We start from the raw sequence: 26851 nt of genomic DNA on the forward strand, positions 1-26851 counted from the left end.
ACCTTCAATTGGAAGATAATTTACCATTATTATAGCAATAAAGAGGTTAAGCAGCCTGATAAATCCATAAGAAACAAAAATGTGATAACCTGTTTTCGGCTCTTTATTAACCTTCTAATATAGCATTTGTAAGAATATTTGCTTCCATTGTCGTTGCTTATCTGGATTGATTACTTTATAATCCGCGCGTTGAAAGATGGGTGAAATAGTGAAAGATAAGCGTGGCATCAGCGGTGTTAGGCGTTTGCTGCTAGCGCAGCTAGTTATCAGTTTATTGATAGCGCTAGGGCTGCTACTAATTTTGAGTGAAAAAGAGGCATTATCCGCGCTTTTGGGGGGATTGGTAGCTATAGCACCCTCGGCGCTTTTTGCACAAAAGCTTTTTCGCTATCAAGGGGCCAGAGCGGCGAGGCAAATTGTCAAAGGCTTCTACTTGGGAGAGGCTTTAAAGCTTGTATCGACCATTGCCTTATTTACATTCGTATTTATGTCATTCAAAATAGCCCCTCTTGCATTTTTTTTTACCTACATCGTGGTGTTAATGAGCCATTGGTTCGCACCCTTGTTTTTTGTTAACAAACAGAATAGGCCCGAAAAGTGACTGAAATGGTATCAAGCACAGACTATATCAAGCATCACCTAACTTATCTTACCTACGACGTCAAAACGATGAGTTTTGGTTCTGGTGGGTTTTGGACTTTAAACCTGGATACTTTGTTTTTCTCAATAGTTTCTGGAGTTATTATTCTCGCGCTTTTATATCTTGGTGCCCGCAGAGTAACAACAGGAGTTCCGGGGAAGTTACAAAATTTTGCCGAAATTATGCTGGATTTTGCGGATAATCAGGTTAAAGATTGTTTCCACGGCAAAAATAAACTAATAGGCCCGCTTGCCTTAACTATTTTCGTTTGGGTCTTTTTGATGAACTTCATGGATATTTTGCCTGTTGATGTTCTACCTTTAGCGGCTAAGGCAATGGGTGTTCATTATTTGAAAGTTGTGCCCACAAATGACTTGAATTTAACATTTGCCCTGTCATTATCGGTATTTATGTTAATTATTTTCTATAGCATTAAAATTAAAGGCGCAAAAGGCTTTATTAAAGAATTAACATTGCAACCTTTTAATCATTGGGCCTTTATACCATTCAATTTATTACTAGAATTAGTTGGCTTAATTGCTAAACCAATTTCCCTGGCACTTCGTTTGTTTGGAAATTTATATGCTGGTGAATTGATTTTTATTCTGATAGCCTTGCTAACCTTAAATGCAACGACATCCTCAATAGTTGGTACTGCAACTTTAGGTGTTGCGCAATTTTTATTGGCCTTGGCATGGTCTATTTTCCATATTTTAGTGATCACGCTACAAGCATTTATTTTCATGGTATTGACTATTGTTTATCTCAGTTTGGCCCATGAAGATCACTAGTTTCTTTTAATTTAAACATTGTCCATTAAGGGGATTTATATGCAAGCTGCAAATTTAATAGCACAAGTTCAAGGTATGACTGTTATCGCAGTCGCATTATTGATTGGCTTAGGCGCATTAGGTACTGCAATCGGCTTCGGTTTATTAGGTGGAAAATTCCTTGAAGGTTCAGCACGTCAACCAGAAATGGTTCCTATGCTTCAAGTAAAAATGTTTATTGTTGCTGGTCTTCTTGACGCTGTAACCATGATCGGTGTGGGTATTGCATTGTTCTTTACTTTTGCAAACCCCTTCCTAGGCGGCTTGGGTTCTTGATAACACCTAATGGGGCGCCTTAACGCCCCCCGAATGTTACAGGAGAAATTACCTTGGAAATTAATTTAACGTTGGTTGTACAAATGCTGGTTTTTGTAGCATTTGTGTGGTTCACCATGAAATTTGTTTGGCCTCCTTTGTCTAAAGCAATGGAAGAGCGCCAAGACAAAATAGCCGATGGTTTGGCTTCTGCTGAGCGTGGGCGCAAAGAGTTAGAATTAGCTCAGCACCGTGTCAAGGATGAGTTGAAGCAAGCAAAAGCACAAGCCTCTGACATCATCGAGAAAGCTAATCGTCGTGCGGCTCAGCTAGTTGAGGAAGCAAAAGAAGAGGCGAAACTGGAAGCACAAAAGCAAGCTAAAGTTGCACATGAGCAATTACAGCAAGAATTTAACCGTGCACGAGATGATTTGCGTAAAGAAGTTGCACAGTTGGCTGTTGCTGGCGCGCAAAAAATTCTTATGCGGGAAATCGATGAGAAAGCAAACAGTGCATTATTGGATAATCTAATTAAAGAGATTTGATATGCCGGATACAACAACCATTGCCAGACCTTATGCAAAAGCGATATTTGAATATGCTCTGGCTGTTAAAAAGCTTAGCCAATGGTCGGAAATACTACATGCTTTAGCTGTGTCGGTAATGAATGAAGCGACAGTTCAGTTTATTACTAATCCAGCAACGACAGAGTCACAGCAAAAAGAATTATTGATGACCCCATTTGCCAAAACCGGAAATAGCGAATTAAAAGCAATTGAAAATTTAATTTCCTTGTTGGCTACTAATAAGCGACTCATGCTCCTACCTGATATTAAGGTATTGTTTGAGATATTACGTGCTGAGCAAGAAAAAACACTCGTGGTAAACGTTCGTAGTTTTTCGAAGCTTTCACCAACACAAACTGAGCAACTTAAAAATTCATTAAGCCAACGTCTAAAACGTGAAGTAACACTTGAAGTAAGTATTGATACATCACTGCTAGGCGGTGCGGTTATTCAAGCTGGTGATTTAGTAATTAATGGTTCGGTGCTCGAACAATTACACAGACTGGGCACTGGGTTAGCCGCATAATAGAGAGGATAGATTTCATGTCAGAACAAATAGCATTAAACCCATCTGAGATCAGTGATTTAATCAGAAAAAAAATTGAACAATTTAGTGTCGTTTCTGAAGCAAGAAATGAAGGAACTATTGTCAGCTTGAAAGATGGTATCGTTCGTCTCCATGGTTTAGCTGATGTCATGCAAGGTGAGATGATTGAATTTCCAGGCGGTATTTACGGTTTGGCGTTGAACCTCGAGCGTGACTCTGTCGGAGCGGTAATCCTTGGCGATTATTCTTCCCTTTCTGAAGGCCAAAAAGGTAAGTGCACAGGCCGTATTCTTGAAGTGCCTGTTGGTAAGAGCCTTCTCGGACGTGTTGTTGATGCTTTAGGTAACCCGATCGATGGCAAAGGTCCTCTTAATGCAGAAAAAATGTCTCCCATCGAAAAAGTGGCTCCTGGTGTTATTTCTCGTCAGTCAGTAGACCAACCAGTTCAAACCGGTCTAAAAGCAGTTGATGCGATGATTCCTGTAGGTCGTGGCCAGCGTGAATTGATCATTGGCGACCGTCAAACAGGTAAAACAGCAATTGCTATTGATGCCATCATTAATCAAAAAGGTACTGGTGTTAAATGTATTTATGTGGCTGTTGGTCAGAAAGCTTCTTCTGTTGCGGCAATTGTTCGTAAATTAGAAGAACATGGTGCTATGGAACATACGATTGTTGTAGTTGCTGGTGCTTCTGATTCAGCTGCGCTGCAATTCATTGCTCCTTATGCTGGTTGCGCAATGGGTGAGTATTTCATGGAGCGTGGTGAAGATGCATTGATAGTCTATGATGATTTAACTAAGCAAGCTTGGGCTTACCGTCAAATTTCTTTGCTATTACGTCGTCCACCTGGGCGTGAGGCATATCCTGGAGATATTTTCTATCTGCATTCTCGCCTATTGGAGCGTGCGGCAAGAATTAATGCTAAAGAAGTTGAAAAACTAACAAATGGTGAAGTGGTTGGCAAAACAGGATCACTGACGGCATTGCCGATCATTGAAACTCAAGCTGGTGACGTTTCTGCATTCGTACCTACCAACGTTATTTCTATTACCGATGGTCAGATCTTCCTTGATGTTGATTTATTCAACTCTGGCGTGCGTCCAGCTATTAACTCCGGTTTGTCAGTATCTCGTGTGGGAGGAGCTGCGCAAACGAAGATCATGAAAAAATTGGGTGGTGGTACTCGTCTGGCTCTTGCGCAATTCCGCGAATTAGAAGCTTTTTCACAGTTTGCTTCTGATCTAGATGATGCAACCCGCAAACAATTAGAGCGTGGACAACGTATTACTGAATTGATGAAACAAAAACAATACTCACCACTTTCAGTAGCAGACATGGCTGTTTCTCTTTTTGTAGTAGAGAAAGGTTATTTGGATGATATTCCTGTGTCTGAAGTTGGTTCCTTTGAAGCAGCTCTTCATGGCTATATGAAAGCCTCTCACGCCACTCTTTTGAAGAAGATTAATGAAACAGGTGCTTATGATAATGATATCGAAGCACAATTGAAGAGTGCGGTAGAAGAGTTTAAACGTACTGGTAGTTGGTAAAATTGATAGCCGCTTAGACTAGGGCGGCCAATGATTTATATACAGATTGCAGTATCTGCAACCTGTTAATAAAAGGCGAAGCAAGATATGGCTGGAGCGAAAGAGATCCGTTCAAAAATTGCGAGTATTAAAAACACGCAAAAAATAACTCGAGCAATGGAAATGGTTGCAGCAAGTAAAATGCGTAAAACGCAAGATAGAATGCGCGCATCCAAACCTTATGCAACAAAAATTTATGATGTTGTTAAGCATATAGCTCGAGCTACCTCCGAATACCATCATCCTTTTATGACCCAACGTGACATTAAAAGGGTTGGTGTTATTGTTGTAACTTCAGATCGCGGATTGTGCGGTGGTTTGAACGCTAACTTACTGCGAGAGACTGTTCGTGTAATGCGACAATGGCAGCATGAAGGAAAAGAAGTTGACCTTTGTGTGATCGGTCGCAAGGGACAAGCTTTCTTCAGGCGGGTTGGCGGTCGAGTTCTTGCTTCTGTCGATCAACTCGGCGATAAACCAGGTATTAAAGACTTAATTGGTGTTGTCAAAGTCATGCTGGATGCGTTTTACAGTGGTGCGATTGATGCCTTGCATATTGTGTACAATGAGTTCGTTAACACAATGACGCAAAAGCCAATAGTTAAGCAATTGTTGCCATTGCCAGTGGCTGAGGATGATAGCAAGGCACTTGGACATCATTGGGATTACATTTACGAGCCCGATGCCAAGGAGTTGCTGGATGGATTATTGGAACGATATATCGAACTGCAAACTTATCAGGGCGTAGTAGAAAACATTGCATGCGAGCAAGCTGCAAAAATGATTGCAATGAAAAGTGCTACTGATAATGCAGGAGAATTAATTAAAGAATTTCAATTGGCTTATAACAAAGCCCGACAAGCTGCTATTACGCAAGAGTTGGCAGAAATTGTCGGTGGCGCAGCCGCTTTATAAGAGGGTATATGATGAGTCTAGGAACAGTAGTTGAAGTTATTGGTGCGGTTGTAGACGTTGAGTTTCCCCGCGATAACGTTCCCAAAGTAAACGATGCACTAAAGCTCGTTGAGGGGGAGCTAGTATTTGAAGTACAGCAACAATTAGGTGATGGTGTTGTTCGTACAATTGCAATGGGTACCACCGACGGTTTGAAACGCGGCGTCAAAGCTCAAAATACTGGTGAGCCCATCCAAGTCCCTGTTGGTAAGAAAACATTAGGTCGTATCATGGATGTTTTAGGACGTCCGGTTGATGAAGCTGGTCCTATTGATGCTGATGAGCATTGGGCTATTCATCGTCAAGCACCAAGCTACGAAGAACAAGCAGGCAGCCAGGAGCTCTTAGAGACTGGTATTAAAGTTATCGACTTGCTTTGTCCATTTGCGAAGGGTGGTAAAGTTGGTCTCTTCGGTGGAGCCGGTGTAGGTAAGACCGTTAACATGATGGAATTAATCCGTAATATTGCGATTGAGCATAGCGGCTATTCTGTATTTGCGGGTGTGGGTGAGCGTACTCGTGAAGGTAATGACTTCTATCATGAGATGAAAGACTCCAACGTACTGGACAAAGTATCTCTTGTTTATGGACAAATGAATGAGCCCCCAGGAAACCGTTTACGTGTGGCTCTGACCGGCTTGACAATGGCTGAGAAGTTCCGTGATGAAGGTCGTGATGTATTATTGTTCGTCGATAATATTTATCGTTATACGCTAGCCGGGGTTGAGGTGTCAGCATTACTAGGTCGTATGCCTTCTGCGGTAGGATATCAACCGACATTGGCTGAAGAAATGGGTATGCTACAAGAGCGTATTACTTCAACTAAAACAGGTTCTATTACTTCTATCCAAGCAGTATATGTTCCTGCGGATGACTTAACTGACCCATCGCCTGCAACGACATTTGCGCACTTGGATGCGACAGTTGTATTGTCTCGTCAAATTGCTGAGTTGGGTATTTACCCTGCAGTAGATCCACTAGATTCTACTTCTCGACAATTAGACCCATTGATTGTTGGTCAGGAGCATTATGATACTGCTCGTCGTGTACAGCAAACGTTACAACGCTATAAAGAATTGAAAGATATTATTGCAATTCTAGGTATGGATGAGTTGTCTGAAGAAGACAAGCGTGTTGTATCTCGCGCTCGTAAAATTCAGCGCTTCCTTTCTCAGCCGTTCTTCGTTGCAGAAGTATTTACAGGCTCACCCGGTAAATATGTATCATTGAAGGATACTATCAAAGGATTCCAAGGAATTCTTGCTGGTGAATATGACGATTTACCTGAGCAAGCATTCTATATGGTAGGTAGCATCGAGGAAGCTGTTGCTAAAGCTAAAACTCTATGAGGCAAACAGACATGGCAATAACAACGCACTTAGACATCGTCAGTGCTGAACAGGAAATTTTTTCCGGTGTCGTCGAAATGGTCGTCGCCACCGGCGAGCTTGGTGAAGTGGGAATTGCACCTGGACATGCTCCTTTATTGACACTGCTAAAGCCTGGTGAAATTCGAGTTACTCTTCCTGGTGGCGCTCAAGAAGTTTACTATGTCTCTGGTGGGATGCTTGAGGTTCAGCCTTATTATGTGACGGTTTTAGCTGATGCTGTTGAGCGAGCCGAGGAAATTGATGAGGCAGCGGCTCTTGCTGCAAAAGCTCGCGCTGAAGAAGCAATAGCAAGCAAAGGTGCTGATTTGGATTATTCCAAAGCAGCTATCGAATTAGCACGTGCCGTTGCACAAATCCGTGCGATTCAAAAAATTAGAAAACACATAAAATAGCATTTTAGACGAGGCAACCATGAGAGCATTCTCTAAGATGGAGAAGCTCTTATGTTTACCTGCCTTCCTATGTAGCTAACTTAATTACTTTATGAGCGCTACTTGGTTAATCTCGCTAACTTCCGTAAAATCGCAATCTTTTATTATTTCACGTAACTTAACTCGGTCATCGCTTATGTGGAGATCAATATCATTATTGAGATTAAGTAACTGGTGATGCTTCATTACACCCTCAAGCAAATAAGTATCTAAGGAATGATTGTGAAGGGTTGAATGATTGCTAAAATGCTTCTTCAGGATAGAGAAAAGTCCGTTAGGGTCTGTAGCTATAAGTTCCTTTTTTAAATTTTCTGCGCGATTTTGGCCAAATTGGGAATAATGACGCAATTTAGTAAATAGCCCCAACTTATAACCGCGACCTTCATCAATATCCTTGTGATTTCGCCAGTGGAGGTAGTTATCCACCTTGGAAATTAGCGTTTGGCGAAGTGAGTCGAGCTGCTTATGCTTGGAGTATTCGACGGAGTTATTAGCTTCTGTCCCTACTTTTTGAGTCTTCTTGGCATCAATTTCGATACCCATCTCATGAGTTCTTTTGGTGCAAACTTCAGTACCCATTTCATGAGTTTCTTTGGTGCTGACTTCAGTATCCATCTTATGAGTTTCCGTGGCATTAACTTCGGCATCTATCCCATGAGTTTCATTAACATCTGCCATCGTTCCTTGAATTTCATTAAGTAGTAACGAGTGAAAAATGGCTGGATTCATGTTATCGGAAAGCAGGATATATTCTCTGACGACCGTCATACCTTTTTTAGAGTCGCCTTGTTGGCTGTATTTCTTAAGACGCTTGAACTGTTCTGCACCTACCAATTTCGTTATTAAATTAATACATTGCGCATCGACTACTCTGAGCTGAGCAGAACTATAATCATAGTTTTCAATGGTTGGTTTTAGAGAAATTTTGCCAAGTGTCTCTGGTTTCTTAGAAATTTGCACTAAGATATTGTTTACTCCTAACTGACTGAGTGCTTTCTGAATTTCACGTTGATAAAAGCGAAGATATAAATCAACACTGGAGCGGTCAAATTTTACCTTGTCATTTTTATAGGCTTCTCTAAACTCACTAAAACTATAATATCGAATACTGTTATCCTGAAATTCTTTATAACCAATATGGATATCTGCTTTAGATGCAGTGCCGCCTGGTTGTACTAAAAAGATGTTTTTCTTTTTATTCGGTAATGTTGAGCCAATCGGAATTAATGGGGCATTGATATTAATGGAGTGTCCGAATTCATCTGTACCTTCTTCACGAGCTGCTCGAATAGGATTATAAGGATGGTCGGAACCACCTCCTGCGGTAGCAAAGCCTGAAACCCCTTTCTTCTGAGGGTCCAGTTTTCCAGCCAAAATTTTTCCTTCTTTATTCTCTGAAATTACCGCGGTTTTTCTGACCCCTTTATTCTGCATGAAGTAATGAGCCAATTGCTCTAAAGTGATGCCAGTAATGTGCAAAGCATTCTTATCCAGATGTATGGCGAATGGTTCAAGATCAAATTGTGCACTAAAATCTTTTAGGATTGCTTGTTGACCATCTTCGTGGGCGTTGGGAGGAAGTGTGATCACGATTGCATTATCTTGCGTCGTTACCGTCGGTCTAAAGCCTTTACTGCCATCCCCTTTGTAAGCATAGTGATGGAATTCATCGTTTACATCGGACAAATAACCAAAGGATGAAAAAAATACTTGTAATGAATTTTCTACTAATTCCTTGTGTATTTCTTTGGTGAAATTATCAATGGGAGGCGTAACTGTGATGGATTGTTTGTTGTCCATTGTTTTCATGCCGGCAAGACGCTGAATAATAAGTAGTGCTTTAGCATGATGTTGTTTATCTTGCAATTGAATAATAACTGTCCCATCTGAGTTAATTTTGACGTTTGGTTTGACGGCATTAGTATATTGAGCTTGATAACTCACAATTGCATCTGAACCCATGCCAATTTCCACATTTTTATTATAGAGTCCAAATTTGTGAAAAATATGTTGTAACGCAAGAGCAATTTGTTCCTCTTTAAGGGCATGCTCGCCATACTTCTTTTGTATATGGTCTAAAATGGTCGCCTTTCGAGCTTTTAAAACAGCGATTCGTCTTTCTTTATCTTCTTTAGTATGGCCGGTGCTATTGACTAAATCCTCAATATCTTGATCACTGAATTGCGCTATCATCAGCGCACCTTGTAGCTGATATTTACGTTCATTCTCTTTAGAAGCGGTGAGCGTAGCGAAAAACGCGGTTGTACTATTAATGTTGAAGGCGCTTACCTTTTCATTTTTTCTGTTCTTTAGTACGCCAAATTCCTTATTTTCTCTCTCTAGGAGAAAAGGTTCAATATTGCTCTCATTAAAATTGATATCATCCTGACCTTCTATAATGCGGCGAAACCCGGAAAATAAGGCTGCACCTAAATCAACATTAAATACACGACTATCAGCATCAACAACGAAATTTTCTCCCTTGGCATTGACGAGGTCTCTATTTCCAAGCCAGCAATGTAAAAGCTGACTAGCAAAAACCAACTCCTTACTTGCTAAGGGGAGTGTCTGAAACTTATCTTTATTACAATTGTTAACACCTGACAACATTGCTGAAGCAACGTAAACAACCCCATGTTCATCTTCAACAGCAAACATATTCGGAACCAAAACTCCAGCTGCCTTAAGAAGTCGTGCTGCTAAAATTTCATCCCAAGTGCGCCAATTGCTTTTCTTCCTATAAGTTGGATCGGTAATGCCAGGTAGAGCGACTCGCTTGATAAGATAGTCTTTTCCAGAACTCTTATCGCGATATACACCACCTTCCCCAGCTCCACCATATTTTGTTTTTTCACTCTTTTTGAGATAAAAGTTTTCGAGTTTTCTGGTCTTAATTTCTTTCTTAATTACTCTAGACATTTTTTTCTACCAAAATCAAAGTTAGTAAATTATACATGGTGATTATTAGCAGCCCATTAAGGGCATTAAAGTGGAAGAGGCACGAATTGCCTCAAATTACCTTTTCCCTTCGGTAATATCTTTCATTGAGCCAACAGGGTTAGTGTTACAATTCGTGGTAAAAGGAAGTAAATTGTCCAAAATGAATTTTGTTAATTCTATCTTCAATAATGCATGAAGAATTAAGCTTGGAATTCCTCACACGGAAGTTTCGTAATTGGTCAATCTGTTCCTGTTTTTTCAAGAGCAGGAAGAAAGTATTATTCTTTGTCTGAGTATTTGAAAATCATTAAATTAGCGTACAGAAACGACTGCTTGTTTGATACTCTGTAGCAAGAACTTCGGTACTATTGGGTTCCATACACCCACTTTCGAGATCGAGATTTTTTGTTATATTGTTTAACGCCGCATAAGAACAATTTAATAAATTTGAATAAGGAAATAAGTCGTAATGTTTCTCAATATCTTTAGTTTCGACTAATCCAATAGCTGGATCATAAATTATAAAAGTACCATCCTCCCATATATCACGAATAATAATACAATGATCACATTGATTAGTATTTTTAATGCCAAGTACTATGATTTTCGATTTTAATTTTTCAACATAGTCATTTTTATTTGCGCTATAAATCTCGTTTAATACCGATTTGTCAGCATATATATTGTATGAGGCTAATGTTTTAGCAATAGCGTCAGATCTCATGCCTGGCCGTCGATTTGAGTGGAGTTTCAAAGAAGAGCCTAATAAACCAGATGCTTGACGTTGTTCTATTAATTCAGCAATGAAGGTTCTTTGATTGGCGTTTACATCCATTGGATGAGGTTTATAGCCGTTAGGAAACTGCTGACTTAATAATCTTAAGTGTGATTCATCAAAGCTATTATTACCATAAGTCAAATTAAGAACAGTAGCAATACAGGCAATGCCACAAGAGTTATTTTTTTCCTGCATATAAATAGAATGGGATTGGCCCCGAGAATCAGTAAAAATAGTAAAAGGCATCTTCATGTCTTAATGAAAGGGAATGAGCATTATTCTACCGTTTGAATATTAAGTGGGCATTAAGGCTTTATATTTGACATTTATTGGAGTTTATTTCATCAGAAAATCATGACCTGGCTAGAAATTTGTCTATTGCATTTTGCGATGTAAAGTAGGGATAATTTCAGCAAAGCGGGGAAAATAAAAAAATAATATCAGGTTATTGATTTTATAATATTTTTTATCAATAAATCACTGAGTGAAGATTTTATTTTTGAGTAACCATTTGAATTTAAATGTAATTTTGTACAAGCACTCAGCTAAAAAATGATAGGCTTACTTAAATGCTCTATCAATGCCCTGTTCTTCATGACCAGGTATAGGTTAATTAGCATCTTAAGATGCTTTATGCTAAATTAACCGTAATCAGGTAATGAGCAATTTTTATTACAACCGTTACTCATTCATGATAAACATTCGCAATGTCGTTAAATAATTTTGCCTTATTAACCAGATTTGCACTAAATTATACTTTTGCAAATCCAGCATGAATCATAAGACTTATGAACGATCTTATCGAACGTAAACCACTGACAGAGTTTACTGAAAAAGCCTATCTCGATTATTCCATGTATGTAATTCTTGATAGAGCACTGCCGCATATTGCTGATGGCTTAAAACCTGTGCAACGACGTATTGTTTATGCCATGTCTGAATTGGGATTAAAAGCCACCGCTAAATATAAAAAATCGGCGCGAACCGTTGGGGATGTATTGGGTAAATTCCATCCTCATGGTGATTCGGCTTGCTATGAAGCGATGGTTCTTATGGCACAACCCTTTTCATACCGCTATCCTTTTGTCGATGGCCAGGGAAATTGGGGCTCACCAGACGATCCTAAATCATTTGCAGCAATGCGTTATACTGAGGCGAGACTATCTGCCTATGCCGAGGTTCTTTTGTCTGAATTACAGCAAGGAACTGTAGATTGGGTTGATAACTTTGATGGAACTTTGCAGGAGCCTGCTTTACTTCCTGCTCGCCTACCTAATGTTTTACTCAATGGTGCGACAGGGATTGCGGTAGGAATGGCTTCGGATGTTCTCCCGCATAATCTGACAGAAGTTGCCGATGCTTGTATTCATTTGCTAGAAAATCCCAATGCTGGTTTGGATGACTTATGTGCTTATGTGAAAGGGCCTGATTTTCCAACAGAAGCAGAGATTATTACGCCTCATCACGTGATCCGCAATATTTACGAAACTGGTACGGGTTCGGTAAAAATGCGTGCAGTATACCGGCAAGAAAAGCATGACATCGTTATTACTGCTCTTCCTTACCAGGTTTCCGGGGCAAAAGTTATTGAGCAAATAGCCTTACAAATGCAACAAAAAAAATTACCCATGATTGAAGATTTGCGTGATGAATCGGATCATGAACATCCGACACGGCTAGTGATAGTGCCGAAATCAAATCGTGTGGATGTTGAGGGGGTAATGTCGCACTTGTTTGCAACGACGGATTTGGAGCGCAGTTATCGTGTAAATTTCAACATGATAGGTTTAGATGGCAAGCCGCGCGTAAAAGGTTTAGTCACCATTTTACAGGAATGGTTAAGCTACCGTTTGTTAACCGTTAAAAAGCGTTTAGAGCATCGATTGGAGAAAGTACTCGATCGCATTCATGTTTTGGAAGGATTGATTACAGCATTTTTAAATATTGATGAAGTGATTGCTATCATTCGTGAGCATGACAATCCTAAAGAAGGATTGATGGCTCGCTTTAAGTTGAGTGAAAGACAAGCCGAAGCTATTCTTGAAATTAAATTGCGTCATTTGGCTAAGCTTGAGGAAATCAGATTAAGAGCCGAATTAGATGAGTTGTGTGCTGAGCGTGACTCTTTGCAAGCGATTTTAGCCAGTGAAAAGCGCTTAAGAACTTTAGTAAAGAATGAAATTGCTGCGGATAAGAAGCAATTTGGAGATGTTAGACGATCGCCATTGATAGAGCGTCAAGACTCACAAGCCTTAAAAGAAGAGGACATTCTGCCTAATGAGCCTATCACGGTCGTGCTATCACAAAAAGGCTGGGTTCGTGCTGCAAAAGGTTATGATATTGATGGTCGAGAGCTGAGCTATAAAGCCGGTGATGACTTTAAAGCACAAACCAATGCCCGAAGTAATCAGCAAGTATTGTTTTTTGACACCGAGGGTAAGGTCTATAACCTGCCAGGATATACCTTGCCTTCTGCTCGTGGTCAGGGTGAACCACTCACAGGGAAATTAAATCCTTCAGATGGTATGTTATTTGAAGCTCTTGTTGGGGGTGATGCTGAAGAGTGGGTGCTTCTTGCGAGTGATGCGGGTTATGGTTTCGTTGCACAATTAAAAGATTTATATGTTAAAAACCGCAATGGTAAAGCATGCATCAAATTACCAGAAAATAGTCGCGTATTGCCGCCTCGTCTTATTGCTAATAAAGAGATACAACACATTGCATGTGTTACCAATGCGGGTCGTCTGTTAGTTTTCCCTGTCACTGAGCTTCCTGAGCTTAGCCGAGGTAAAGGCAATAAGTTGATAAGTATTCCTGCCATGAAGGCTGTGCAGCGTGAAGAGTTTATTGTTGATGTCCAAGTGCTGGCAATCGACGATGCTTTAACCGTGCATGCAGGCAAGCGACATTTCACTTTAAAGGCTCAAGATCTTGCCCACTATCAAGGTGAAAGAGGTCGTCGAGGTAATCGGCTTCCTCGAGGATTACAAAATGTCACGGCATTGCAGGTAACTTCCTCGGCCACTGAAAAATAAGATGACGCTATCGGCTAATGCTTTACGTTTTATTTTAAATTGCTATCCCCCTTTTTGGGGGGCTGGTATCAAAGTAGAGACTATCAGTAAGAACTTTTCTTTTGCTCGAGTTTCTATGGCTTTTCGCTGGTACAACAAAAATTATATGAGAACCCAGTTTGGCGGTAGCCTCTATTCCATGACAGATCCCTTTTTTGCGTTAATGTTAATTCACCGTTTAGGTCCAAAGTATGTGGTTTGGGATAAGCAAGGGGAAATTGACTATATTAAACCCGGCAAAGGACGTGTATATGCTGATTTTGCAATTACTGATGAAGACTTAGTGGGCATAAAAGAAGCCACAAAGGAATACAAAAAACATCTCCCAGTCTTTCACACGCAAATATATGATAATTCAAAGCAAATTATTGCTATCGTCAAAAAAACGCTTTACGTCAAGCGTCTCCACGATAATATCGCCAGATAGTTTCCCGTGAAACAATTGGTTTCTTGATTTACAGAGTTTACATAACTCTGTCATTTTTAATTGAGGAGTTCTCTGTATACCTTGTTAGCCAGGCGTTAACAAATTTTGCAGTACGGATTTTTTATCGACATCTAAATTAGTTAATGACAAGGTAGCTATTGCTGCTGCGCGATATAATGCATTGAGAGCAGGTTGATGCAATGCAGCCAAATGTTTTTCAATGGTATGCATGTCACCTCGAGCTAAGGGACCCGTAAGCGCTTGAGAAAGTACAGCCGTTTGTTCGATGTTTGTAAGACTGCTTTGCATTAATTGCAAATTTAGCTGATGGGCTAAATCTTGTGGAATTCCTGCTTCAATCAATAATTCAACGGTAGCGGCAGACAATGTAACCAGATAGTTAGCAGAGAATACTCCGGCCGCATGATAACTTGCTTTTTTTTCTGCGTTAATGGGAATAAGAGTTGTCCCCAATGGTTTAAAAATTGCAATCAGTAAATCAATAGCTTGCTTATCGCCTTCGACAATACAAAGACAGTTTCTAAACACATTAGGATTTAAAGAGTCATGTCTAAATGCTTTGGCAGGATGAAAATTGCCGATAAAACACCCCTGTTCTTTAAGAGGGGTCAATTCCTTAGTGCTTAAGGCGCCACTGCAATGAATAATGACACTGCCTGGGGTGAGTGTTTCCCCCTGGGCTAATTCATTCACAATAGTAGAAATGGCATCATCGGGAGTCGTGATAAAGGTTAATTCTGCTGGGGGTAATTCTTTAGTAGCACTAACAGCAATACCAGAACCAATTTGTTGCACCGCAAAAAGACCACTCTCATGACTTCGGTTACAAACGGCTGTTAATTGACCCAGCTGCTCTTCAATGATTGCTCTGGCTATATTTTTACCTAATCGACCTGCACCAATCATGTTAAATCGCATGATTATTCCAATAAAATATTCTAAACAGGCGTTTGATAGAAAACGAAAGGATCTATACAGCCAGAATGGACTTCATATTTTACTAAAGAGTTGCATGAAGTGGTATAATTTTGATTTCGTGAGTGTAATTGGAAATAAATTTTATTTTGAGTGTAATAATCCATGAAGCGAAGCGCGTTAGTTCTTGTTTTAGCCTTGGTTTTTTTAGAGTGGTTAGACTTTACTCTTTATCTTTATTTGGCTAAATCTGTTTTTGCCAAGGAATTTTTTCCTGCATCTAATTATAGCCTGCTATTATCGTTTGCTCTTTTTGCCGGTGCTTATTTTGCGCGTCCTGTAGGCGGGTGGTTATTTGGCCGTGAAGCCGATTTAAATGGGCGGCGTGTACCTATGGTTTTTTCTGCTGCATTAATGGGTATAGCGACATTGGGTATTTGTATTTTGCCAAGTTATTCACAGATAGGTATTTGGGCTACGTGGGGATTGTTATTACTGCGTATTGCGCAAGCGCTGGCTATCGGGGGGGAAATCAATACATCTGCGATGTTTCTAGTAGAGCATCATCCGCATAAACCATTAATGGCGGGAGGTATGGTTGCCGCAAGTGGTGCTTTGGGAATGTTTGTAGGAGGCGCTTTTGCAAGTATTTTACAAACAATGAATTTTCATAATGCCTGGCGAGTGGTTTTTGCTATTGTTGGGAGTGTATCTTTATGGGTGTGCCGGCTGCGTAAGCAATTAGCAGAGTCTCCAGAGTTTCAAAAATCCCAGCCTAAGGAAGCTACCCCATGGCAAAAACATTGGCGTGGACTTTTAAATATTGCTGCTATGGGTACCTTTGTGAGCGTGATGGTTTATATTTGCAATATTTTTTGGGTGTCCTTTGCCATCGATAACCAATTAATGACGAAGGTGCAATGCGCATGGATTGGTTCATTGGCGCAATTCTCTTCTGCCATGTTGGCATTGCCAATTGCTTATTTTAGTCAGCCCAAACATGCTTATCGCTTAGTACAGGCGAGTATGGTTGTTCTTATAATTGCGGCCCCTCTTCTTTTTTATTGGACGGCATATCACGACAAAATTGGTGTGATGCTTTCCCTTTTGGGCTATGTATTAGCCAATGGCCTACTTTGCGCTGCCCTCTATTATTTTCTTTATCTACAATTACCCTCCAGGTATCGCTGTCGCGGTGTATCCACCGTCTGGGCATTGGCTGCGAGCATCGGCGCTATTAGTTTGCCAGTTGCTGAGCAAGCTAAAATGGCAGGAGCAATTTGGGCCCCGGGATTATTCGTCAGCATAGCTGCAATTTTGTGCCTAACGCTCCTTGCTCTCTCAAACCAAGCTAAAAAGCCTCTCTCGATATTTTTAAGAGAAAATCCAATTTAATTCTTTATTTCACAAAGCTTTCTTAGTGTGTTTTTTCACCTAACAACCAATCCGCATTCACTTCAAGCTCATCAGCAATGATTTGAAGTGATGCGGAATCAAACACCATCCCGTTTAGGATGGCTTCCGTTTTATATTTGGATAAATTAAACAGCTTTGAGCATGCTTCAACACGTTGTGTCATTAAACTAGGAATTCCTAGTGCATCTAACTCATGGTTTAAACGCTCAGATAATTTTTTATTAGACATTTTCGTCTCCTTTGGGCTTTTTATCAGTGTAAAACACCAAAGCTTAAGGATGGGTTAACAGATTGACCTGATATAAAAATTTTCTTTGTACGGGACAAAAAATGGGGATGACTCATGGACTGAGAACGACGGGATGATATAACTCATTGATTTAATTTAAATAATTTATATTGGCAAAAGGAGTGATAAATAGTGAAGAACAAATTGTCCTGTTACAGAGATTGTTAAACAATTTGGCAGGCATCAAATATACGCTGTTCTTGCAGAAAGAGAGTTTCCCAACAAAGAGATTATATCGTGGCTGCAGGAACATGGCATACACTCTAACTTATGAGCGTATTCTTCTTGTGATCATGAGCTCTCCTGTAGGCTTACCCAGGCGCATTTCATTTTGGAAACTCTCTACATGGAAACTATCATTGTTGATCAATATAAATGCATAAATTACAATAAATGATCACTTGCTGTAAATTTTGAGAATTAAATGAAAAGTAAAGATGAAACTAAGTATGCTTTTGAGAAAGAAATATTTAATAACCCTGCTGAAGTTTATGCGAGATTGAAAGGACGATTGAATAAAGAAGGTTCTTTAGCTTCTATGCCTGAATTCGATGGAGTAGTTCAAGAGCTTATTGAGAGGTTAAACCACCCTTTTATTCTGGATTTAATTGAACACGATAAAGCTTCTGATTCTCCTTTGAGAGGCGCTTTGGCCAACCAATATGCACAAGTATTGCTTGGTTTACGACATGTTGCATTAGAGATTGAACTAGACCAAGAAGAAATTAATGCAGGATATCCTCATAGACCCCATACCAAAGGGAGGTATCCTTATCAGCCTACTTTAGAAGCTATTTCAAAAACCATGGACTTTTTTGATACTGTAGAAAGAATTGCTCACAATAATAATAGTCCTCTCTATCATGCAGATAGGTACACTCATTATGAGTTATCTTTCAAGCACAAAGAAGGAATGATTGTCATTCCTTCTTCCATGCCACTTACCCTTGAAGATTTAATTTTTTTAAGAGGATATGCCGCCTTAGCATTTACAGGTATAAGTCAAAAGACTTTATTTACCGATGCATACTATAATACCCCTAAAGATTTTTGGGTTCATGATGCGAATCATAATAGACGCTTTATGTCCTATGATGATAGATATTGTGAAAAACATAAGTGCAGCAGAGAAGAAGCCTATACGCGATTTGCAAAAACCATAAACGAAGTTATTCTTCCTTCCATAAGGATAGAGCATGGTATGTCAAAGGAGGAAATATATCAAAAAAATATTATGAAAGCCATTTATTTTGAATTTTTACATGAGTATGCATTTACTCCTGATGTGGATTCTTTAAAAGATGCGTTTCGTTTTAAAGCAGGTGATCCTGCCCCTTTTGAAATAATGATAAAGAACAAACCTAAGAATATGGAAGCTCTTCGGATGAAAAATAATAATCTGCAAAGCGGTGTATTTGGGGCTGGGAAAAATATAGACTCTAGAACTACAAAGGTGAAATATTTCCATGATACTGTAGGTCCTAATTTTATTACAAGTCTATACAATAAACTAACCCACTCATTTTATGACAATAAATTTTTCTCTGCGTCTGATTTGCCTCCTCCCGAAGAACGAACACCGGAGTTAATAGCCGATGCGGCTTTAGCGGTAATGGATGCATTTAGAATAGATCCCAAGGAGCTTGGATTAGATAGAAAAGGGTTAATATTGCTGGCCCTTAATAAAGATGTCTATGGTAACTCTTTAGGAAGGGTTGAAGGATATCCAAATCAGGGTCTTAAACAACCTGAATTAAGACGAGAGATAGTAGAAGAGGTTATTCTTCCTGCACGTAAAAAAGAGTTAGAATCTTCTACTAGCAGATATACACTATTTGGTGATGACACTTTAGTGGGAATGACGAAGAAAAATGCCGAGAATTGGAAAGAGGTGCTCAAAGATGAGGATGCCTCCTTGGATGATAGTTTCCTTCCATCCCCCAAAAAGCCTAGATGAGCAGTATCCTGGGTTGAGTCATTCCATAAGGGATATCCGGAGTGGCAAACTCGCTAATGGGTTGTTCAAAAAAATCACCTAATTTTGAGCATGATGGACGTAATATCGACGATAATCCATCAAAATCTGCCATTTTATTCATCTCCTACGCTAATTTTCGGCAACAATGCGTAGTCTTTACTCGACTGTCCAGCGAAATTTTACCAATACTAATGTTAGTTTTTTACTATACATTGGATTACTAGCAAGCCATAAGCGGGCTTTAAAGTCTCTATGAGATTTTTTCATAGTAATGCCGCTTCCTTCCTCCGAGGCAGGTATTTTTTGAAGTTTCTTTTCACGACCCTAATCTCTTTTGCTTGGGTTAGGTAGTCAACTCCGGATCTGTGCGGAACAAATCCTACTTAATAATTTGTTAATCCTAACGCTCTATAATCGGCCAACTTTGTTTAAGCGGTGACTTATATGCCAGTTTATAAACTTAATACGCCAGTGGTTTTATTTAATCATCCTGAATATGGACAAAGATTATTGTTCAAAAATGGGGCTACAAATCCTCGTGATATTCTCGGCAAGATTGGAGTTACTATTCATCAACCTATTGGCGCCTTGTTTTATAGAACTATCACAATTGAAGCACAGCTAATTGACGAATCAGGCAAAGCCAAGATTCAAAAATTTAATGTTAACCGCAATAGCTTAATTAAATATTTAGGCGAGGATGAGCATAAAAAGCTTAATGATGCTGAGTTAGTAACTAGACTCAATGAGCAGTTATCTAGAGACAATAAAGGGGATGAGCAAAGAAGAGAACAGGCTAAAACAGGAAAAGAGGGTTTACGACATGCTGGACGACATAATCGTCGTCTAGTCGATAATTGGTCGAATCGTTTTAGTGATTATATAAAAGGTTCTTTTTTAAGTTGGCTTTACCAAAAAACAATCGTTAGCGTGAACCGAATCAAAGCACGATTCCTTTTTGTAGGTAAAGAATCTGAGCTCTTTGAAGCAGGAGAAATTCTTGCAAAAAAACGCTTTCATGAAGCTTATAAAGAAGTTCCCGCTTATAAAACCCATATTACCCGCTTTAATGGAGTACCGACCTCAAAAACAGAATTTCGAGATATTCCGATTACTTCAAAAGAAAATTACATTAAATTCCAACAATTTGATTCAGATACTCATTTTGGGGGTAAATACCCTTCTATCTATAAAATAGATACTTCAACTGGAACCACAGGAAAGCCGACAGTGTGGGTTCGCGGGGAAAATGAATTGGAAACTGTGAAGAAATCCCTGCAGTTAGCCGCTAAAATACAATTTGGAAATAGACGTTTAAGTTATATTAATGCATTTGCTCTTGGTCCCTGGGCTACAGGTTTAACAACCTATGAGCTCATGCGTAATACTGGAAATGTATTTGCGACAGGTCCTGATAAAGAAAAAATTCTTGATAATTTAATAAGTAACGCAAAGTATGAACAGCATCAACTGGAATTAGCTGTTGATTCATTGATGCAAAAACATCCTAGGTTAACAGCTGAAGACAAAAAGGCAATTATTTCTTTAATTGATACAACTTTGAAAGCAGCGTTAAAGAATCGCAGTACAAATATTGACAATGAATTTACTTTGGCAGTCTCTAAACTCGATGAGAAGATAAAGCCTATCGTTCGACGTTACAAGTCTCAAATTAAAGCTATTGCACAAAAGCAAAATGAAGAAAAATGTCAGGTTATTATCGCTGGATATCCTCCTTTCCTTAAAGATCTCACGGCTTATGCCAAAGAAAAAGGTTATAATTTTGCTGATTTTTCAGCCATTGGTGTTGTTGGAGGACAAGCCATATCGGAGGCAATGCGTGATCAATTAATGTCTCATGGATTTAACCAAATTTACTCTTCTTATGGTGCTTCTGATCTTGATATTAACTTGGGTGTTGAAACGGAATATGAGATTACTGTACGCAAAGCAATTGAAAATAATCCTGGGCTTGCTAGAGAGTTGTTTGGTGAGAATAAGGGGTTGCCTATGGTTTTTCATTATGATCCGATGAATTACCATGTTGAATGTGATGATGAGGACAATTTATTATTTACTTGTACAAGGAATGATCGCTCATCATCGCGTATTCGCTATGATTTAGGTGACAAAGGCCGTGTATATGCCTCTAGTGATGTACAAGGATTATTAGCTAAATACGGCATTTTTCAAAAGCCTAAAACAAATCTACCATTGATGTTTGTATGGGGAAGAGACTCAACAGTGGTGTTTAATGGGGCAAACTTGGCATTTACTGAGTTAGAACGTGCAATAACTACTGATGAAACGTTGGAAAAGAAAGTTTTAAAGAAAGCATTTTATACTTATCAGGATACTGATGGCTCAGAGAAATTAGAGATATGGCTTGAGCTGAATGATGGAGAGGAGTTACCTAATGAGCAGCAGTTAGAAGAATATTCTCATTCGCTCTTGAATAAACTTGTGAATTTAAATCAAGATTTTCGTTATCAGGTGGAAAAACTTGATGAGGGAACTCCCTTACCTGTGGTGCGGTTTTATAAACGTAATCAAAGCCCCATTAGCGAAGCAGGTGGCCATCGTAAACAAGTGCTAATCTTCCAAAAGGGTGTTAATTTACCCAATGATTATCAATTCCCAGATAAAGAACAGTGTGTTCAATATGCTCTTCCCAAATCTGGCGAGGTGTTACGCAATGAGAGTGTAAATGGAGCTAACTACATTTAAGTAATCGTGCGCTAAACAATTTGGAGTCCTCTCCAATGCTAGTCTTTAATTAAATTTTTGCTTTAGCGCACTTAATTTTTAAAAATATCATCCACTTTGGTTATTGAATCTACAATGTATTTTATGTAAATGCATTATTGCTTTTAAAAATACTATTGAACTCAATAACATTTTCTGCTTAATATGAATATTCTGCGAGGGAAAGAAAAATAAGGAATGAGCCATGCCACTGCCAGCGAAGGCGTTACGTTATGGCCAGTTAAAGAGAAAAACCGCAGGATCCGCGGTGCCGACATCAGGACATGAAGTCTACAAAGTGGAGTTTGTAGATACTGATGGTCAAACTAAAACTGGATTTTATAAAGAATTAATCCCTGATGGGATTGGGGATGGAAGTTATCCTGATATACTAGCAAAGTATTCAGTCGCGGCAAGCATATTGGTTCGTCTTGCTTTAGGTGCGCGTGGTGCTGAAGACAGGCTGGTTCTGGATGAAGAGGGGCGGATTAAAGGAACTGTTTCTGTTAATCTTCCTGATTATAAGCCTTTGTATACTTCTGGCCAAACCCTGCCGCTTGATCCACAAGAGAAAGAATGGGTTTGTCCATCAACGGAAACTTTGCTGAAATACAATGTGGCTGAACTTTTAGTCAGCGCATTACGTATTAAATGTGATGACCGTCATCCTGGAAATTTTAGCCTTTTTGGTCTGATTGATTGGGATATGGCTCTTTATCCGTATACCTATATCATGAAGGGCAAGCGCCTCGTTGACGGGATCACCAAAGAACTTCCCGAAAAGGGCATGCAATTACTTTCCAAGCATTTGGATAATTTCCCCAATGTGGAAGGGCGAACACATTTCCCTACCAATGCTTTGCCTGGTAATGGCAATATTTTGAAGCGTTTTCAATCCTATGCCGAGTTTCAAAAATTGGCAACGAATCAGGCGCTGAAAACCGAGGCAGGGGATATTTCTTGGCAAGAGCAATTTTTTAGTGCTTTGCTAAAGGAACTCCTCACCTTTGACCCCGACATGTTACGTGCCCGATTGAAAGAATATTTTGGCGAAGAAATGCCTCTTGATTATCTTTCTCTCCCTAAAGAGAAGCATGAGCAATTAGCAAAAACTTATCCTGATTTATTTAATGAAAAAACAAATAAAGAGCCGTTTATTGATCATATTATGAGGGTGTTTCAGCGCGAATATGATGAGCTCTACAATGCGGTCGTTCTTTATGCAGGTTGCACTAAAAATGACAGCGGTGCTCCTGTTGTGGGCTTTAATCGATTTTTACGAAATAAACCTAGTGCAGTCCACAAAACACTTCAATGGGCAGACTTGCAGAATGAAAAGATGCAAGAATATTGGGAGCGCTACATTAAAGAGTCTAATAATGGCGCATTGGATGCGTATACAACGCCACCAGAAGGCCGCTATGATTTGGCAAGAATGAGGCAGCGTTATCACCAAATCTGGCGCGATGCTCATAGCCCCACCATAAAAGCGATTATTGACGATGGTTATACACTAATCAGACAGTTAGCAAATGATTTGCGCGTGAAGCCGCTACCACTGGCGACAAAAGAAGAGTTGGAGTTCACCAATCTCACTGAGTCTTTCCAGTTAATTGGCGTTCCAAAGCTCCTTACAGAGTCAAAAAGTGTCGATTGTGATAATGCTAGTAACCTAAAGTTAGGATTGCAAGCTCTCGAAAACTTTGTTTGGCAGCTGCATAACTGTACCAAGGAGTATTATGAAGTAGAGCGAAAAAATTTAAGTGTCGAACATAATCAAGCTTTTTGTGAGGCAGTTTCAAAATTAATTCACAAATCTGAGAATGAAGTGTTGCCTCATCTACTTGGCAGCAAATGGGAGGGTAGTTTTGGTGAGTGCCTTAAAAATCTACAGCAATTTTATAACGGCCTGCATTTCCAACGCCATCTTATTTCTAAGGATGTAGCCCTTCACGAAAGTGCGACTCATGATTACTCAGCGCTGTTAACACGCAAGCATACCGATGAAGAAGTTGTAACTTCTTGTCTAAATACGCTATTTACTTGGGTAAATACACTTGAAAAAGAAACCTTCAATGAAATAATTCTTAATACAATTGAGGGGTACCAGCCTAGTTTTTATAATATTACGGCAAGACGGTATCGTGCTCCGGAGGTAGAAACTTACCTGAAAACAACGACGGATGATTGTGCAAATCGGTTAGCAACGATTTTAAGTGAAGGCGGTACGGAAAGTTCTTCTTTAAATACCCATTTGCTGAAGAATTTAGTACCCATCATGCTTAAGGCTACTCAAGCTCAAGTAAACGTTAATCTATTAAGTGTCGGCAATGCTATAGAGCATAATGATTTTAAAGCTGAGTTTTATGCAAAAAAAGCCAAAGAGTTTGTTAAGAACGATGAACGATTCACCATTGCTGTTTCTAAACTTAAAATTGCGCAGTTTAGTAATGTGATGTTTGCTTGGGCAGAAAAGCAGACTCCCAAAAGAATCAAGGCAATAATCCGCCGTGCACTCGATGATTATCAGCCCTATTATTGGAATGTTTTTAGCGCTAAAGCCAGAACACCTGTGGTTGAGGGTTTCCTTAAAAAAACGTACGCTAATGAAAAATTACTGGCTCTAATTTTGACAGATGGGGGTAATGAAGAAAGCTCTTTAAATACTATCTTGCTAAAAAAAATACTGGCGGCAATGAAGCAAGATCTTGCACAAAAAAAATCAGATACTCCAGACTTGAGTGTAGTGGGCGATATTACAGAAGAGCATCTTCCTTACTATGGATCACAACTTAAGGAATATGCAAAGCCCAAAACCTTCCAGAAACCGATACCGGTTCAATCACCATCACAGCAATTGCAATAGTCAATTAAGCTTCATCTTCGTTACAGTAGTCAATTCCTCATGAAGAGCGTCAAGCTCTTCATAGAGTTCTTGCATCGCTACAGTATCATATTGATTCCTCCCTGCTTTCTCTAAAAGAGCTTTATAATCCTCATCGAGAAATATCAGCTGGTCTTTTAAATAGGGATCATCGAGCTCGGCTATTAGATTATTGAGAATGCAGAGCAAGTCTTCAGTAGCAGTTTTTAACTGGTCAAAGGCAGCTGGATCATTATTCTCAACAACTTTGGATGTTTGCCACCTATCATATAGTAGTTTAAGCGCTAGAATGCCTATGGGTAGTAGTATCAATAAACCAAGTGCTAAATGAGGTGAAATGGTAGATTGCGATGAGGAAGATGTTTCTTCGCAACTTATCCTCTGAGGAGGGCAATTGGTATCGGAGGCACATATTGAAGGAGGTTGATTAATAGCAGGTGCAGGTGACCAAAATCGGAAAAAAGGTGCATTTTGACTTGCGGAAGATGTTTGTACTCTTTCTTGAGGTTCCTCACATTCGACTTTATTTAAACAGAGTTTTTCTGGGATAGCTTTTGCTGTTATGGCATTGTGCGGTTTATTTGATGCAACAAGGGTTAATTTTTCAGGTTGCTTTTCAGGTATAGGCAATCCTTTTAGTTCATATTGTCGTCCAATCCAGGCATGCATGGAGCTCATGAGTTGTTTTATCAGTCCGCGTGTGGAACTAACCAATTCCAACTGTTGGTCTTCGCTGGTATGTTGGTTTAGCTGAGTAGTAATTTGATTAACTTGTGCTAATAATTCCTTGCTTGCTAACTGTAAATTATTGGGTGTAGTGTCAAAGCGCGCTAAATTATCTTGGTTTTTTATGAAGCCATCAATTTGCTCCTGTCGATTTGTCAGTAATTTTTCCCACCAATGCAGATCTTGTTTCGCCTGGATTGCTTCATGATAAATATCGGCATTGGTTTCAAGGACCATAAGAATATTTTGTTGCGAATGCTGGATGAATTGCTCAATGTTTTTTAAAAGGTCGGTCATTTGTTCGCGAAATTGAATTACTGTAAAAACTTCACCAGCTTGCTCAAAAACTTGTAATAGTTGCTCAACAATCCCTTGGAAACGCAATATTTCCTGAAGCTCGACCAAGCTACTACTATAAGCAATCTGTGCCTGTTCTGGTAAATTAGGAACAAACCTGAAACCTTGGCAATTTGCCAAGGTGGTAGCAGATAATTCGAGGGAGGCAAGTCTTTGACTGGAGGAGTTTTCTTCAATTTTAGTCAGTTCATCAGAACGCACAGTGGCACAAGCCCTTGCAGCCAGGGTGGGAAACTCTTTGTTTGACTCAAAAGGTCCTTGGTTTGCAGCAAAACGGTCTAAATAAGGATGAGGATTAACCGGTTCCGCACTAAGTGCAAAATGTAAGATGGTATGTCTTAGCTCTGCAACTTGATTTAACTGTTGTTGCACTCTCTCGACATGGGTTCTTAGTTGTCTGGAGTGAATTTGATTTGTAATCTTCGCTTGCTCGTCTTCGATAAAGCGTCGGCAATCACTAAGAAACAGACGATCGCTGCCAATCGTCGGTGAGGTATGGATTTCTATAGTGCGCAGATAATTATGGAGTAATTCTAATTGAGTTGTTACATACTCAGGATTGTTACTCATGGCCAATCGCCTAAGCATTTGCACGGCATCGAGTAAGACATAATTCATAGGTTGATTGAGATGGTTTGGGGCCAAATTATTATTACGCAGTAGCAAGTAGTCCCCAATGATACGGGTCATTGTTGCTAAACCTGACCACTGTAAACGCTGATTATCAATAAGGCCAATATGAAAGTCTTCTGTGCTGATCTCTTGTCGTGGCAAGTACTCAGGATTAAAAAACCAGGAGTTCTCGTTAACATTCCGAAGGGCTGTATCTTGATTGTCAGCAAACCAGGTATTGCTTGTTTGTAGAAGGTCCGCATCTAAGCCTGAGTTCCTTCTTGCGGTGATGACTCTGGTGCGGAATTGCAATTCTTCGTCAGTATAACAAGCCTCGTTATGCAGCACGCCAAAGATAACGCCAAAACGCGATTGCGACGGCATGGCACGGTAATGTACGCGATGATATACACTGCGCATGGTGCACTCTCCTTGTATTCGCTTTGTCGTAACTATTCAGCACAGTTCAACCTACACTTAAAGCTG

Annotated in this window: 21 protein-coding genes; 15 read left to right on the forward strand and 6 right to left on the reverse strand. The window is 39.6% G+C overall.

Features of this window, described 5'->3' with window-relative positions; translation table 11 throughout:
• Nucleotides 1-208 precede the first annotated feature (208 nt).
• The 9 genes from Lbru_RS06135 (at nt 209) to Lbru_RS06175 (ending at nt 7164) form a co-directional block, all read left to right on the forward strand.
• Nucleotides 209-601, forward strand: coding sequence for an ATP synthase subunit I (locus Lbru_RS06135; RefSeq protein WP_238583832.1), 393 nt, complete (start codon nt 209-211; stop codon nt 599-601).
• Nucleotides 602-606: 5 nt separating this feature from the next.
• Entirely contained in the window at nt 607-1431 is an 825-nt protein-coding gene (gene atpB / locus Lbru_RS06140) for a F0F1 ATP synthase subunit A (RefSeq protein ID WP_083500840.1), read from the forward strand.
• Between the two features lie 39 nt (nt 1432-1470).
• Nucleotides 1471-1746: a F0F1 ATP synthase subunit C gene (gene atpE, locus Lbru_RS06145; protein ID WP_058441299.1), complete on the forward strand. Its 276-nt coding sequence runs from the start codon at nt 1471-1473 to the stop codon at nt 1744-1746.
• A 53-nt stretch (nt 1747-1799) separates the two neighbouring features.
• Nucleotides 1800-2270 carry a F0F1 ATP synthase subunit B gene (locus Lbru_RS06150; protein WP_058441300.1) on the forward strand — a complete coding sequence of 157 codons (471 nt, stop codon included), beginning with the start codon at nt 1800-1802 and terminating at the stop codon, nt 2268-2270.
• A 1-nt stretch (nt 2271) separates the two neighbouring features.
• Complete coding sequence (locus Lbru_RS06155) at nt 2272-2817, forward strand: F0F1 ATP synthase subunit delta (protein ID WP_058441301.1); 546 nt, start codon at nt 2272-2274, stop codon at nt 2815-2817.
• Nucleotides 2818-2834: 17 nt separating this feature from the next.
• Complete coding sequence (gene atpA / locus Lbru_RS06160; RefSeq protein ID WP_058441302.1) at nt 2835-4388, forward strand: F0F1 ATP synthase subunit alpha; 1554 nt, start codon at nt 2835-2837, stop codon at nt 4386-4388.
• Between the two features lie 87 nt (nt 4389-4475).
• The gene (atpG, locus tag Lbru_RS06165; protein WP_058441303.1) at nt 4476-5342 is read left to right on the forward strand and encodes a F0F1 ATP synthase subunit gamma; all 867 of its coding nucleotides are present in this window, start codon (nt 4476-4478) and stop codon (nt 5340-5342) included.
• An 11-nt stretch (nt 5343-5353) separates the two neighbouring features.
• Nucleotides 5354-6730 (forward strand): F0F1 ATP synthase subunit beta, encoded by a 1377-nt coding sequence (gene atpD, locus Lbru_RS06170; RefSeq protein ID WP_058441304.1) that lies wholly within the window; start codon nt 5354-5356, stop codon nt 6728-6730.
• 11 nt (nt 6731-6741) lie between these two features.
• Nucleotides 6742-7164 carry a F0F1 ATP synthase subunit epsilon gene (locus Lbru_RS06175; protein WP_058441390.1) on the forward strand — a complete coding sequence of 141 codons (423 nt, stop codon included), beginning with the start codon at nt 6742-6744 and terminating at the stop codon, nt 7162-7164.
• Between the two features lie 84 nt (nt 7165-7248).
• Here the strand turns inward: Lbru_RS06175 and Lbru_RS06180 are convergent, their stop codons facing one another.
• Nucleotides 7249-10122, reverse strand: a complete 2874-nt coding sequence (locus Lbru_RS06180) for a hypothetical protein (RefSeq protein ID WP_058441305.1) — start codon at nt 10120-10122, stop codon at nt 7249-7251.
• A 328-nt stretch (nt 10123-10450) separates the two neighbouring features.
• On the reverse strand, nt 10451-11167 hold the full coding sequence (locus Lbru_RS06185; protein WP_058441306.1) for a cysteine peptidase family C39 domain-containing protein: 717 nt from the start codon (nt 11165-11167) through the stop codon (nt 10451-10453).
• Nucleotides 11168-11709: 542 nt separating this feature from the next.
• On the opposite strand from Lbru_RS06185, the gene parC reads away from it, so the two are divergent.
• Complete coding sequence (gene parC, locus Lbru_RS06190) at nt 11710-13956, forward strand: DNA topoisomerase IV subunit A (RefSeq protein WP_058441307.1); 2247 nt, start codon at nt 11710-11712, stop codon at nt 13954-13956.
• Nucleotide 13957: 1 nt separating this feature from the next.
• On the forward strand, nt 13958-14422 hold the full coding sequence (locus tag Lbru_RS06195; RefSeq protein WP_058441308.1) for a DUF4442 domain-containing protein: 465 nt from the start codon (nt 13958-13960) through the stop codon (nt 14420-14422).
• A gap of 84 nt (nt 14423-14506) precedes the next feature.
• On the opposite strand, the gene Lbru_RS06200 is transcribed toward Lbru_RS06195, so the two are convergent.
• On the reverse strand, nt 14507-15361 hold the full coding sequence (locus tag Lbru_RS06200) for a Rossmann-like and DUF2520 domain-containing protein (protein WP_058441309.1): 855 nt from the start codon (nt 15359-15361) through the stop codon (nt 14507-14509).
• A 162-nt stretch (nt 15362-15523) separates the two neighbouring features.
• Here Lbru_RS06200 and Lbru_RS06205 point away from each other — a divergent pair, with 162 nt between their 5' ends.
• The gene (locus tag Lbru_RS06205) at nt 15524-16753 is read left to right on the forward strand and encodes an MFS transporter (RefSeq protein WP_058441310.1); all 1230 of its coding nucleotides are present in this window, start codon (nt 15524-15526) and stop codon (nt 16751-16753) included.
• Between the two features lie 22 nt (nt 16754-16775).
• Here Lbru_RS06205 and Lbru_RS06210 read toward each other — a convergent pair whose 3' ends face one another.
• Nucleotides 16776-17003 (reverse strand): hypothetical protein, encoded by a 228-nt coding sequence (locus tag Lbru_RS06210; RefSeq protein ID WP_058441311.1) that lies wholly within the window; start codon nt 17001-17003, stop codon nt 16776-16778.
• Nucleotides 17004-17487: 484 nt separating this feature from the next.
• On the opposite strand from Lbru_RS06210, the gene Lbru_RS06215 reads away from it, so the two are divergent.
• Nucleotides 17488-19020, forward strand: a complete 1533-nt coding sequence (locus tag Lbru_RS06215) for a hypothetical protein (RefSeq protein ID WP_058441312.1) — start codon at nt 17488-17490, stop codon at nt 19018-19020.
• On the opposite strand, the gene Lbru_RS17130 is transcribed toward Lbru_RS06215, so the two are convergent.
• Nucleotides 19013-19153 (reverse strand): hypothetical protein, encoded by a 141-nt coding sequence (locus Lbru_RS17130; RefSeq protein ID WP_157061493.1) that lies wholly within the window; start codon nt 19151-19153, stop codon nt 19013-19015. The two genes, Lbru_RS06215 and Lbru_RS17130, sit on opposite strands and share 8 nt — an antisense overlap.
• Before the next feature lie 332 nt (nt 19154-19485).
• On the opposite strand from Lbru_RS17130, the gene Lbru_RS06220 reads away from it, so the two are divergent.
• Both Lbru_RS06220 and Lbru_RS06225 read left to right on the forward strand, forming a co-directional pair.
• A complete protein-coding gene (locus tag Lbru_RS06220) occupies nt 19486-21768 on the forward strand; it encodes a phenylacetate--CoA ligase family protein (RefSeq protein WP_058441313.1) in 2283 nt (760 codons plus the stop codon).
• Between the two features lie 223 nt (nt 21769-21991).
• Entirely contained in the window at nt 21992-24652 is a 2661-nt protein-coding gene (locus Lbru_RS06225; protein WP_058441314.1) for a hypothetical protein, read from the forward strand.
• Here the strand turns inward: Lbru_RS06225 and Lbru_RS06230 are convergent, their stop codons facing one another.
• Entirely contained in the window at nt 24653-26785 is a 2133-nt protein-coding gene (locus Lbru_RS06230; protein WP_058441315.1) for a hypothetical protein, read from the reverse strand. It abuts the gene before it with no gap.
• Nucleotides 26786-26851: the final 66 nt, after the last annotated feature.

The sequence above is a fragment of the Legionella brunensis genome, from assembly GCF_001467025.1.
Taxonomy (GTDB): domain Bacteria; phylum Pseudomonadota; class Gammaproteobacteria; order Legionellales; family Legionellaceae; genus Tatlockia; species Tatlockia brunensis.